The following is a 12,300-nucleotide window of genomic DNA, read 5'->3' as shown; positions in this document are numbered from 1 at the left end:
ACCTTACCGAATACCGCCTTGGATCTGGTCCCTGTCAAGATTGGCATCATTGACATTGCGGTAGAGTTTGAACTCCCAACGAGGATCTTTGATTTCGGCATTTAAGTCACTGTGCAACAAGACATAATCTGCCGTAGCTTCGTTGGGGTTGTAGAAGATAAAACGCACATTGGACTGCGTTTTGATCTTGTTGAAGCGCCAGACATCGTGCGGATGCTTGCTGTTGTCGCTTGGATTGCGCTCAATGTCATTGGGTGTGCCATAGGTGAGCAGCACGCGTCCGCGGTCGGTGCGCCAGCCTTCAAGATGAGAAGCCTTGAAATGCTGATTGGCATAGTCCACACGGGCTTTGTACTCCATCCAAGCCTTGACAGGATTCCCGGAATTGCCTTTGCGGTTTTCCCAGAAGTTGAAGAAGTAGTTCTTCTTCTCGTCGGTCGTTTTGAGCGCATTGGCAAAGTCCCGCTCGGTGTTGGTGCTGATGTAATATAAGGTGTGGAGGTAGTAGTTGAGCTTCTCTTCGTCGAGTTTGAAGACATCGTCGAATGCGCTTGCACTCATTCCCGATTCGATTTCCATGCGCGTATTCACCACGAAAAATTTCTTGAGCGTGCTTGCAACCAACTTCTGATCCTTGCTGTAAATCTCGATGTTGAGGTAGTAAGTCTGCGTCGGCAAGTCCTTGATGTTGAATCCCGAATAGACCAAATCCAAGGGCTTGGAGGCTTGGCGGATGGTGCGGCTCAGATTCTTGATTTTGGAGGTGCTGTTGGACAGCGAAACAAAGGCATTCACAAAATAGACGCCTTCGGATTCAATCTGCGAATTGTAGGTTTCGAAGTAAAACTGCAGCGAATCCATATCCTGATAGGTGCCATTGGTCACGAGCGGCAAGATGTCGTAACCCAATTTGCTATGTGACCTGATTTCGGTGGTCGGTTTGACGGATTGCACAAACTCGATGTCGCTCATGCTCATCAGCTGCGATGGCTGTGGCTTGACGGTCACATCCAAAACAAATTTATGCGGATGGGCATCTTGAAGAATTTTGTCCTTGAGGTAGCCGGTAAATTCATATTCACCAGGCTCGAGGCTGATGCGACGGATGTCCATGATCCCAAACCGGGTTTGGTCGGCAGTCGTATCGGCAATCACCGGGCTCCAAAGGTCGAAAGTCTTGTCAAATGGAATTTCATTCGACCCTGCCCCACTTTTTTTGGTTACGGTGAACCGCACGTCGATCAATCCCTGCAACCCGCCGCTTTCAGATTTGGCATAGGCGACGGAAGCTGCGTCGATGTCGAGGTAAACCTCGATATAAGGCTTGCCGGCTTTGTCATAGAAATTGCAGACATCGACATAGTACATCAGCTCCTTGGCTTCAGCGCCCACAAACGGAAGGCTGAAAACGGCAAAAAGCAACCAAAGTATCAAACTTCTTTTCATCTGGATTCCCATTGAGCGGCGAAATCTGCTTTTCCGGCGTGATTCCTGCATTCAGGCACCGAATAGCGCAACATTTTCCTAATTTTACCTCTTCAGCATCTGAATCAATCCGACTCAGAGCCTCATTTTTAAAGGTAAATTTACGGAGAAGATGAAAATTTTTCCGGTTTATTATTTCCCCTCGGTTTCATGGTTTGCCGCCGCGTTGCAAGCCGAGACGATCGTTTTGGAGAAATGGCAATACTACCGCAAGCAGCACTTTTTTAACCGGATGGAAATCAAAACTCCCGATAAAGTGTTGCGGCTCAGCGTTCCAGTAAAAAAAGCGGCCGAACACACACCCATCGCACTGCGCGAGATTTCGCAGGCAGGCACGTGGCGTCCCGACCACTGGAAATCCATCGAATCTGCCTTGCGTTCGTCACCCTACTTTGAATTTTTCGAGGACCGCATCGCACAATTCTATGAAGGTGAATGGGACTCGCTGTTTGATTACAACCTCGCCATCCTCACGATGGTGCGCGACAGCCTTCGTTTGCCGATCACTTGGACGATTTCAGAAAAGTATCTCGACACGGAGCATTATGAAGCCGACTATCGGGAAGCGTTTGACCCCAAGGATGGATTCATGCCCGAATGGTTCCAACCCAAGTCCTACTTGCAGGTATTCGGGGAAGTATTTTCGCCCGACTTGTCCATTTTGGACTTGATGTGCAACAAAGGCCCGGAAACGGAACGGATTTTGCGAGAGAGCATCCGGGGAAGTGAAAAGTGAAAAGTTATAAGTGAATAGTGAAAAGTGGGGTTGGGTTTCGATTTTGGAGGCCTTTTTGACTTTTCTGACTTTGCGACCTTCGCGGCTTCGCGGACGGCGCCTGTCCCGCGAGCGAGGCGTTTAAAATCCGCTCTGTTTGACCAAGATGATAGCATGAAAAATTGTTTGACGTTCGGATTGGTTTTGTTGGTACTGACAGCTCCGCTTTGGGGCTTGACGCAGCGTGACACTGTGCCGCATCTTGTGACCGGCATCTTGGACTGGAGTCGCTTCAAAAAGGAAATGGGTGCACCTGTTTTCCAGCAAAACGACATGGCCATCTACGTGTTGCGCAAAGACAGCCTCGGCGAATTGATTAGTCAGGAGGAAAATGCAGCCTGGATCAAGGACTTCCACTTCGTGGATGTGAACAAGGACCGCTACTTGGATGCCTTTTACTGCGGGGCGACCAAAGCCCGTGGGGGCTATCATACCTACTTCATGCGCGCCGATGCCGGCATGAATTATCCGATCAAACTCAGCGCTCCCGGCTATGTGCACAGCCTCAAAGCAGATCCCAAAGGCCTCGAATTCATCCTCCGTGCCGATGCCGTTGCAAAAAGCTACCTCCATCGCATCTCTGAATACTACTACTTCTATTCCGAGGACTCCCTTCACATGGGATGGCAATTGCAAATGGTCAGCACCACCGAAGTGCCTTTTATGAATTCGCCGAAACCTTTCACTTTGGCAATTCCGAACCAACTTCGCACGACGCCGAAATTGCAGAACGAACCGCCGGTCGATTACGACCAAGACGACAAATATGATGGAGCAGGCAATATCGTGGCCGTCCTCGAGTCAGGCCTCCACGGATTCAAACTCGCCGAAAAATTGGTCGAAGGAAATCTTTGGAGTTTTGTGATCTTGACCGATACTCCGCGCGGAAAACACATCTTCAAACCCATTTCCAAGGCAAACATGGCCTACGCAGGCTGGATTTTGGAACAGGGGAAGGCCGGGAAGTAGCGGCCGCACTCTTCTCCTCGAACTCCCTCAGTAACTCCAACTGAAACTCTTATTCTCCTTGGATGTCAATCGACTCCAAGTGAATCAACGAAAACAGCTTGAGCACAAATTCCTGGTCCATTTGGAGCTTGCCAGCGTGCTGTTGCGCCTGCTCAACGATGGCATTCCAGCGGTTGTGCTGGTAGAAAGCGATGTTGTTTTCTTGCTTGAGCGCGCCAATGCGCTTGCTCAGCTCCATACGATCGGCCAGCAATTGCAGCAAATCCGCATCTGTAATGTCGATCGCATCCCGCAAGATCGACACCTGTTCCTTGTAACTCGGATTGTCGGTCGTATGCTGACGCCATTGAAGGTGCTGCAAAAGCTCCTTGAAGGCAGTCGGCGTAAGCTGCTGCGCCGCATCGCTCCAAGCCGCGTCGGGATTGGGATGGGTCTCGATCATAAGGCCGTCGTAGCCCAGATTGAGCGCCTTGCGGGCAATTTCAGGAATGTATTTGCGGCGACCGGAGATATGGCTCGGATCGCAAATGATCGGAATTTCGGGCATCACGCGCTTGAGTTCGATGGGAATTTCCCAAAGCGGCTCGTTACGGAACAGGCTTTTGCCATAGACGTTAAATCCGCGGTGGCAGGCCATGACTTGCCCGACATCGGCACGTTGGATGCGCACAATCGCGCCCTTCCAAAGTTCGAGGTCGGGATTGACCGGATTTTTGACCATGACCGGAATCTTGACTCCGCGCAGCGAATCGGCGATTTCCTGAACGGTAAACGGATTGACGGTAGTGCGGGCACCGATCCAGAGCATGTCCACGCCGGCTTCCAAGGCTGCCTCCACGTGGCGGGCATTGGCGACCTCGACGGTCGTGCGCAGACCGACTTCTTGCTGCACCCGCTTGAGCCAACCGAGGGCTTCATGGCCGACACCTTCGAAGCTGTCGGGGGAAGTCCGCGGCTTCCAAATCCCCGCCCTGAAATAGCTAATGCCTGCATCGGCCAATTGCCGGGCAGTGTCCATCACCTGCTCCTCGGTCTCTGCACTGCAGGGGCCTGCGATGATCATGTGGCTGGGTTCGCCAGCTTCGCTTTCGGCAACCACCGTCTGTGTCAAGGATTCTACGCGCGTCATCTCAATCATTTCCAGAAAAACGCACGAAGATAACGAATGTTTTGGGTTTGAAAGAGGCAGCGAAATTGCTCATTGCAAATGGCCGGTGATTTCCCAATGCTCACACCGCAATCCCAATCTCACCCTATATTTGCCAAATGAACGCAGTTCAACGGCTCGTCGTCTTCTTCACACTCGCCCTCCTCACCCACACTGCGCAAGCGCAGGGGGTGGTGCGCCTGTACAATGAGGCGCTCGACGACTACATGGCCAACCGCTTTGTACAGGCGGAGGAAAAGCTGCGGCTGGTCCTGAAGCAGCAAAAGATCTATCCCGATGCTTATTATCTCTTCGGACAATGTCGCTGGCAACAAAAGGAATACAAACAAGCCATTAAATGGTATGACAAAGCCCTGAAACAGACCCCTTCCAATGTCGAATTCGTTTTTCACAAGGCACTGGCTTACCAAGACTTGGGCAAGGTGACCAAGGCCACACGTTATTATCTTCAGGCCACCAAAATCGACCCGAATTATTCGATGGCTTGGAAGCGGCTTGGAGGTATCTTTTTCAAAGCAGGGAATTACGGCCAAGCCATCGACTACCATACCCGCGCCATCGACGCCAATCCGCTGGACAAGGAAGCATTTATGTTGCGGGCGAATGCGCAGGCTGCCCTTGGCAACTTGCCCGAGGCCGTGACCGATTACAACCTTGTGCTGCAACACGATGCCGAGGACGTTGATGCCTGGTTCAACCTGGCAAGCGTGGAAGTTAGGCAAAGCCATGCCTACGAAGCCGTGAAGGCTTATTCGATGGTGATCGACCGGCGGCCCGACGACCGGGATGCACGCTTGAACCGCGGACTACTCCTGCTAGCCCTCGGCTTGAAGGAGGATGCACTCAAAGACATCAATCATGCGATCGAAGTGGACACGGCCTTTGCAGCTAGTTGGTGGAACAAGGGCTTTATCCTGCTGGAGATGGAACACTTTGGCGATGCATTGGCAAGTGCCCAAAAGGCCGCCGAACTCAATCCCAAGGATGCTGACAATTGGTCATTGATCGGGAAAATCACCTTCAAATTGCGGCGGTATCAACAAGCGATTGCAGCCTATGACCGTTGTTTGAGTTTGGACAACCGTTCCGCGGAGGCTTATTTGAACCGCGGCGAGGCGAAACGTGTGCTCAATGATGCCAAAGGTGCTTGCAAGGATTGGCATCAAGTCCTGAAACTGGACACCGCCGCACTTGCCCAGAAGGCGCAAAATTGGATCGATATCAATTGTGAATAACCGCTACTTCCGAAACGTATACGTGTATTTGGTTGTGAGCACAAAGGATTGATTGGGCGTGATCAATTTGCGTTCGAGGAGCAAACCGGCTTCATCGTATTTGTATTCGTAGGTCTGGAAAGCCTGGTTGTTGCTTCCGAAATAGCTCTCCGTAAGCGGGCGGCCATTTTTGTCGTTGACATAATCGACTTGGAGGCGCACCCTGCCTTCGGGGGTGCGATTGACCATGCGGCTGATAGCACCGTTTTGATCGAATCGCATTTCGTAGTCGCTGATCAATTTGCCGTTGCTGTCGCTTCGTTGGATGCGCCACAAGCTGTCGGTCATGGTATAGACCTCCGACCAATTGGCCGTGGTGCCTTGCATCTCGCGGACCTTGGCAGGCCTTCCCAATTCGTCACGGTCGGTGATCAATTCAAATGCTGTTTTGTCGCGGTACCGTTGGAGAGCGACCTTGATTTCGTTGCCGGCCGCATCCAAGTAATAGGCGCGTCGCAACACGCTGTCGCCGCGCTGGAAAATCAATTCGCCAGCCTTTTGCTGCTTGTCGTTGTACGTGTATTCGATGGCGGATGAATAACCTGTGCCCTCCGTGACGGCTTGCCGTACAATCAAGCTGTCCCGGTAATCGGTACGGGTTTCCTTGACGATTTTGCCGGCCTGATCAAACTCTTGATTGAGCGTGGGCAGGCCATAATTGTTGTAGAGTGTGACTTCGGATGCAAACCATACCTCTCCGGTATCGGTGACCGTATTGGTCATGGCTTCGCGCCGCTCGACCTTCAACTTTACGCGCAACGCTTGATCTGCAAGCGTGCTTTTTTCATTGTAGGGAATCCATTTGGTGAGTTTGCCATTGTTGGCGACGCCCGCATTTTGCTTGCATCCGACCAAAAGCAGTACTGCACAAACGAGCGGCAGCATCCAACGAAATCCAACGTTTAACTGTGGCATGGGGCAAAGATAAAAAATGATCGGCTGCTAGTGTGGCAATCCATTCGACGAATCCTTTTCAAATATCCGCATCAGCAACGGATGAAAAAACACCGAAACGATGATCACACCTGCACCGATGTAAAAGCCGAGGTTCAATTCGGCGGCGTCGTTCAGGAAAAAATAGGCGATGATCATCGTGTACACCGGCTCCAAATTGATGGTGAGGTTCACGCTGAAGGTCGGCAAGACTTGCAGCGCGCGCAGCGTGATCACGTAGGCAAAGGAGGTGCAGGCAAATGCGAGAATGGCGAAATACAACCAATCCCATTCGACGGGAAAAAAGGCTTGGTCAGGGAAAAATCCGTAGAAGAAGGGCGCGAGCAAGGACAAGAAAACGAATCCCGAACCCAGCTCTACCATGGTCATCGTCAACGAATTGTGTTTGCCGACCAAGCCCTTGTTGAAGATGCTGAAAATGGCTGCCACGGCAGCTGAAAACAGCGCCATGATGATCCCGGTGATCTCAAACTGTGTACTGCCGACGACCAAGGCGACGCCCGGCACGATTGCCAAGCCCAGCAACAATTCGTAGCCTTTGAACTTGCGTCCGGTAAAAATCGGCTCGAAAAGGGCAGTAAAAAACGTCGCCGAGGCGAGCATGGCAAGGGTCACGGAGGCATTCGTCAGGGCAATCGCGCCAAAAAATGTGACCCAGTGAATGGCCACCAATACGCCGATGCCGACCATTCGCAGGAGCGACTTTCTGTCCAAACGCAAGGCATCGCGCACCACGCCCGGCCAGAAGACAAAGGTGAGCACGGTCAACAGCATCCGCCACCAGACCAAGGTCGGCTTGGGAATCGTGATCAGATCTCCCAAAATACCGGTCAGGCCGTAAAGCAAGACGGCAGTATGAATCTGCAAATAGGCCTTGGTACGCTTTTCCATCGAAGGCGCGAAGTTAGGCCATGCAATTCGAAGAATTGATGTCGTGACCGAACTTGCACGCGAATTCAGGTGGAGCCGAATGAAGATTCGCCAGAAAATGCCTTAGAAATGAAAGCCTGTCGTGTATCGGAAGCTCCAGAATCCGTCGCCGCCCCCGACCCAGCGGATGATGGAAGTGCCCGTATAAAATGAGCCACCTTGGTAGCGCCATTGCAGCACGAGGGGCACGGCCAAGTTGTTGTCGATGAATTCGTCGGTTTCGAAATGGTCGGTGTATGTGCCGCCATAGCTGTATTCGTCGGTTTGGGTTCCCGTGGAGCCGCTATACCAATATTCATCGAAGCGCACCGGGGCGGAGGTATAAACCTTGGTTTGCCGCCGGAAAAGTCCCGAGCCGATTTCAAGTCCGCCGCCGAGGTGATAAAGTGCAAAAGCCCCCAATTTGCTTTGCCAGATTTCGGCGGTGGCGCTCAAATCATAGTAGTTTTCGCCGTAGATGACATTGGGATTCTGCTCGGAATAAGGCAAGGAGATGCCATAACCCTGCGGGATGTAGTCGCCACGCAGGTTTTCGATGGTCATCGTGCGCATCGGAATCGAAAACATATAAGAAGGATACAGCACGAGTCGGCCGATGGGGATTCCCACAAAGGCATCCACGGTAAATGCACTTGTGCGCCCCTTGCCGTAGGGTTTGAATCCCGGCATTTCGGGCAGATCGATGCCGTAGTCGTAGCTGCTGCCAAATCCAAGCTGAAAACCCAAATGATCGTTTTGGGCAGGCAAAAGTTTGCCAACCAAGAGGAACATCAGGATAAACAGGCTTCGCCGCATGCCTTTTGAATTTTGAGTAGGATGAAAAGATAATGAAATGAGGCGGATTGGTTACATTTTGGGTGAATGATCTTGCTCATATCATCTTCGATTCGACGCAAGGCACAACAAAAAATGCCCTCGGGGGTTATGATTCTCAATCTCATCACCCATGAAAACGCAATTCGAAATTCTCCGTCAAATACGGGTCAACTTTGCCAAGTTGCTCGAAGGCCACAGCCTCGCCACCCTGAATTTGGTTCCTGTCGGATACAACAACAATTTGATCTGGAATTTCGGGCATGCCCTGGTTTCCACGCAATTGTTGATTTATCGACCAACCGGGCAGCCGATGCATATCGAGACTGACATCATCGAGCGCTATCGGCGTGGCACCAAACCTGAAGGCAAGGTCAATGCCGCAGATGTTGAAATTTTGCGTAGCCTCTCGATCAGCACGCTCCATTCGCTGGAGGCGGACTATGCGGCAGGGCTTTTTGCCAATTTCGAATCTTATACCACCGGCTTTGGTGTGAGGCTTGATTCGGCTGAAGACGCGCTAAAATTCATTCCCGTCCACGAGACCCTTCACTTGGGCTACGCCATGGCCCTCAAGCGAATGCTGGACTGATCGGCGGCAATTTTCTGCGAATGCTTTCATGTAAAAGGCGACAATCAAAATTCGGCGCGTGATTTGCTTTGCAAATCCTGATGGAAATCTGCCGCGCGTTTCTGGACGGGATTTTGGAATTCGTACCTTTGCAGCACGTGACGGTGGTTTTTACTCCATTCGCCCCGGGAAAATGAAAACGAGACTCAAGCATTACATTTTTTTGCTGATGACGACGCTGGCAACTTTTGCCGGACTCAGTGCGCAAGACGTCAGCGAACTAAAGTACACCGGCGCCGACGGCACGCAGTACACGGGCCTGCTTGTGTACACGAATGAAGAGGAGAGCTTCATGCGTGTCAAATTCATGCAAGGCAGCCAATACCGTGTGGTTCATACCGACTATGCCGCAGTGACGGGCGAAGAGGATGGTGCCAATTACTTTTTTCTGGTCGGTGCCAATGCCCACTACATCACGGAATCAGATGGCAACGCCTACAATCCCGACCATTTCATCTGGGTTTGGGAAGAGGATGGCCAATATGACCTGCCCTATACTTCTGACAATGCCGAGTACGACATGACCGAGGCGATTCAGGTTAAATCCTATACGCAGCTTCAGAAGGGCAAGGTGACGGATGCCTATCTCAAGAGTTTCTTTGGGACAAACGAACCCGAATATTTGTCGCTGCGCAAGTTTTTTGGGCTTGACAAATCTACTACGCCTGTGGCGCCCACGGTCGCAGAAGGCAAGGCGACCATTCACCTGATGGTTGTGGCAAATACGGCGATTGGCGACATCGGCGGCAGTTGTGCCATCGACAAGCGCAATCTTGTAAGCGAATTCAAAGGCATCGCCGATGCCACGGGAATGGGTTACAAACAATACATCCTCGAAGATCAAGACTTCACAAAATCCAACCTGGTCGCTACGATGAACAACTTCAGGCCCGGAGCCAATGACGTGGTCGTCTTTGTTTACCGTGGCCATGGCTTCCGCTGGTCCAATCAGACGCAGAGTTATCCGCAGTTGGACCTGCGCTACTCGTCGTTTACCCGCATTTCGGAGGCAACTTCGATCAATTTGGAGGATGTCTATACGACCATCAAGGCCAAAGGCGCACGTCTGAACCTCTTTTTTGCGGACTGCTGCAATTCAGATATCGGCATCAGCCAAATGACTTCGGCGAGTTTCATGAACATGCAGGCCAACAACAATTATGATACGCAAAAGCTGCGCAAGCTTTTCCTTGGCTCCAAAGGCAGCCTGATTTCCACGGCAGCAAGCCCTGGAGAGGTCTCTTGGGCCAACAATGCCAATGGCGGATTCTATACGGTGAGCTTTTTGCAGGCCCTGCGTGACGAGATCAGCTACCTGCACCAAGACGAAGCCGACTGGAAAGGCTTGATCCAAAACACAATCAAGGGTGCCCGCTACAAGTCAACCAAGGGTGTTTGCTCCAACTGCACGGTTCAAAACGGCATTTATTATTCCGAGGTGTCCTATGGAAAATAAATGGGGCAAAAGCCTGGGAATGGTTGCCATATTGGCCTTGGTGTTGATGGCTTGCAAACCACAAAGCACCGCGCAAGACTTCCAAAAAGCCATTGAAAAGGCGGATACACTGTGGGCGTGCAAAGTGGATGGATACCCAACGAAGGAAGCGGAGCAGCGGAAGGACTTGCGTTATGTCTATGGCTACGAAGTGAAAAACGTACATCCGTTGCTGGCTGCGGAAGTCACGGCGGTCAAGGCCGCCTTGTTGGATTCGTTGACTTTTGACACTGCGGCCGTCAAAAGTTGCCCCATGGTGGCACAATATGCGATTGCGGTGCGGCAAGGCGGGAAAATGCCCTTGGCCTTGGTGATCAGCACGGCGCCGTGCGGCAAAGCCTTGCTGTTTGACAAGCAACATGCCGGCAAGCCCACATCGATGGAATTGCGCCTCGGGAACAAGCTCGAGGCAGTTGTAGCTGGCCTTTGGTAAACGCTTGCAAGTCCGGCATCTGTGCAATCGGTACAAATCTTATCTTTGGGGCATGAATCCACGTGCCCCTCACCTATTCTCCGGGTCTACTATTCCTATTTTGACTGCCGCTCAGCGAATGATTACCCTAAAATGGGCGGCTTTGCTGCTATTTGTCGGGATTTCCTTCGCTCCCGCGCAGGCGCAGCCGCCCGTGAGCACGCTGAGCCCAGAGGCGCAGGTGAGTGTCTTGACCTGCTCGCCAGGCTCCGAATTGTATTCCATTTTCGGGCATAGCGCCCTGCGGATTCAGGATCCGGCTACTCGGCTCGATTGGGTTTGGAATTACGGTGTCTTCGAATTTGACACACCCAACTTCGTATTGAAATTCGCGAGGGGCAAGCTCCTTTATTATGTGCTGAGCTACAATTACCGCCATTTCTACAAGGAATACCTGAATGAAAAGCGCAGTATTTACGAGCAGACGCTGGACCTCACCGAAGCCCAGAAAAAGGCGATTTTCGAAGCTTTGCTGGTGAATGAGCTGCCCGACAACCGGTACTACCAATATGACTTTTTCTACGACAACTGCTCGACGCGCGAGCGCGACCTCGTGGCAAAGGCGTTGGGCAAGGACTTAAAGTTCCATCCGCCGCAGCCTGATGATTTTGGCACCTACCGCCAATTGATCGACAAATACCTGCGCAACGATGTCTGGGCAGATTTCGGGATCGACTTGCTGCTCGGCAGCCCGACTGACAAAATCGCCGATCAGCAGGGCGCCACGTTCCTGCCCGATTATTTGCATCAAGCGCTTTCGACGGCCGAAGTTCAAATTGACGGTCAATGGCGGCCTTTGGTCAAATCTTCGCAAACCTTGCTGCAGATCCCGCCACAAAATCGCGTTTCATTTCAGTATGGCCCCCATATCCTGGGATGGAGCATATTGGGTTTGGCATTGCTGTTTACCTTTTTGGGCTACCGAAAGGGAATCAACCTGAGAGGGTTTGACGTCGTCCTGTTTTTGACCTTGGGGTTGTTGGGCATCCTGATGCTGCTTTTTTGGGTGGGAACCGACCATCAAGCTACTTATGTGAACTTGAACATGCTCTGGGCATTTCCGCTTCACCTGATCTTTGCCTTTACGGTGCTGATGCGTCGCTATGACCGCTTCAATCAACGGTATGCGTTTGTCATGCTCATCTGGATGACAGCGTTTTTGGCAACAAGTTGGCTGCTCCCCCAAAGTTTTCATGCGGCAACCATACCCTTGGCCATGGCCGCCTTGGTGCGCTTGGTTTGGAATTGGAACATTCGCAAGAAGAAAACAACCTGATTTGCCGCTTCTGTACTATTCCAAAATCGGAACGGGAATATTCCTGTTCCGAAATATA

Annotated in this window: 12 protein-coding genes; 7 read left to right on the top strand and 5 right to left on the bottom strand. The window is 51.7% G+C overall.

Annotation, left to right across the window (positions count from 1 at the left end):
- Positions 1–3 precede the first annotated feature (3 nt).
- Entirely contained in the window at positions 4–1,446 is a 1,443-nt protein-coding gene (locus IPN95_30850) for a GWxTD domain-containing protein (protein ID MBK9453714.1), read from the bottom strand.
- A 151-nt stretch (positions 1,447–1,597) separates the two neighbouring features.
- Here IPN95_30850 and IPN95_30845 point away from each other — a divergent pair, with 151 nt between their 5' ends.
- Together IPN95_30845 and IPN95_30840 are read left to right on the top strand one after the other, a co-directional pair.
- Entirely contained in the window at positions 1,598–2,221 is a 624-nt protein-coding gene (locus tag IPN95_30845; GenBank protein MBK9453713.1) for a WbqC family protein, read from the top strand.
- Positions 2,222–2,374: 153 nt separating this feature from the next.
- Positions 2,375–3,229: a hypothetical protein gene (locus IPN95_30840; GenBank protein MBK9453712.1), complete on the top strand. Its 855-nt coding sequence runs from the start codon at positions 2,375–2,377 to the stop codon at positions 3,227–3,229.
- A gap of 49 nt (positions 3,230–3,278) precedes the next feature.
- Here IPN95_30840 and IPN95_30835 read toward each other — a convergent pair whose 3' ends face one another.
- The gene (locus tag IPN95_30835; protein MBK9453711.1) at positions 3,279–4,358 is read right to left on the bottom strand and encodes a bifunctional 3-deoxy-7-phosphoheptulonate synthase/chorismate mutase type II; all 1,080 of its coding nucleotides are present in this window, start codon (positions 4,356–4,358) and stop codon (positions 3,279–3,281) included.
- 137 nt (positions 4,359–4,495) lie between these two features.
- On the opposite strand from IPN95_30835, the gene IPN95_30830 reads away from it, so the two are divergent.
- Positions 4,496–5,632: a tetratricopeptide repeat protein gene (locus IPN95_30830; protein ID MBK9453710.1), complete on the top strand. Its 1,137-nt coding sequence runs from the start codon at positions 4,496–4,498 to the stop codon at positions 5,630–5,632.
- Between the two features lie 3 nt (positions 5,633–5,635).
- Here IPN95_30830 and IPN95_30825 read toward each other — a convergent pair whose 3' ends face one another.
- The 3 genes from IPN95_30825 to IPN95_30815 form a co-directional block, all read right to left on the bottom strand.
- Positions 5,636–6,586, bottom strand: coding sequence for a hypothetical protein (locus IPN95_30825; protein MBK9453709.1), 951 nt, complete (start codon positions 6,584–6,586; stop codon positions 5,636–5,638).
- 27 nt (positions 6,587–6,613) lie between these two features.
- Entirely contained in the window at positions 6,614–7,516 is a 903-nt protein-coding gene (locus tag IPN95_30820) for an EamA family transporter (GenBank protein ID MBK9453708.1), read from the bottom strand.
- Between the two features lie 102 nt (positions 7,517–7,618).
- Positions 7,619–8,350, bottom strand: a complete 732-nt coding sequence (locus IPN95_30815; protein ID MBK9453707.1) for a hypothetical protein — start codon at positions 8,348–8,350, stop codon at positions 7,619–7,621.
- A 151-nt stretch (positions 8,351–8,501) separates the two neighbouring features.
- Here IPN95_30815 and IPN95_30810 point away from each other — a divergent pair, with 151 nt between their 5' ends.
- The 4 genes from IPN95_30810 to IPN95_30795 all read left to right on the top strand — a co-directional run bounded on the left by IPN95_30810 (position 8,502) and on the right by IPN95_30795 (position 12,242).
- Positions 8,502–8,960 carry a DinB family protein gene (locus IPN95_30810; protein ID MBK9453706.1) on the top strand — a complete coding sequence of 153 codons (459 nt, stop codon included), beginning with the start codon at positions 8,502–8,504 and terminating at the stop codon, positions 8,958–8,960.
- 172 nt (positions 8,961–9,132) lie between these two features.
- Complete coding sequence (locus tag IPN95_30805) at positions 9,133–10,455, top strand: caspase family protein (protein MBK9453705.1); 1,323 nt, start codon at positions 9,133–9,135, stop codon at positions 10,453–10,455.
- A complete protein-coding gene (locus IPN95_30800; protein ID MBK9453704.1) occupies positions 10,445–10,927 on the top strand; it encodes a hypothetical protein in 483 nt (160 codons plus the stop codon). Before IPN95_30805 ends, IPN95_30800 begins: the two co-directional genes overlap by 11 nt.
- Before the next feature lie 118 nt (positions 10,928–11,045).
- A complete protein-coding gene (locus IPN95_30795; GenBank protein ID MBK9453703.1) occupies positions 11,046–12,242 on the top strand; it encodes a DUF4105 domain-containing protein in 1,197 nt (398 codons plus the stop codon).
- Positions 12,243–12,300 lie beyond the last annotated feature (58 nt).

The organism is Bacteroidota bacterium, from assembly GCA_016718825.1.
In the GTDB taxonomy this organism is placed as follows: Bacteria; Bacteroidota; Bacteroidia; order J057; family JADKCL01; genus JADKCL01.
This window is presented reverse-complemented; position numbering and strand designations above follow the sequence as displayed.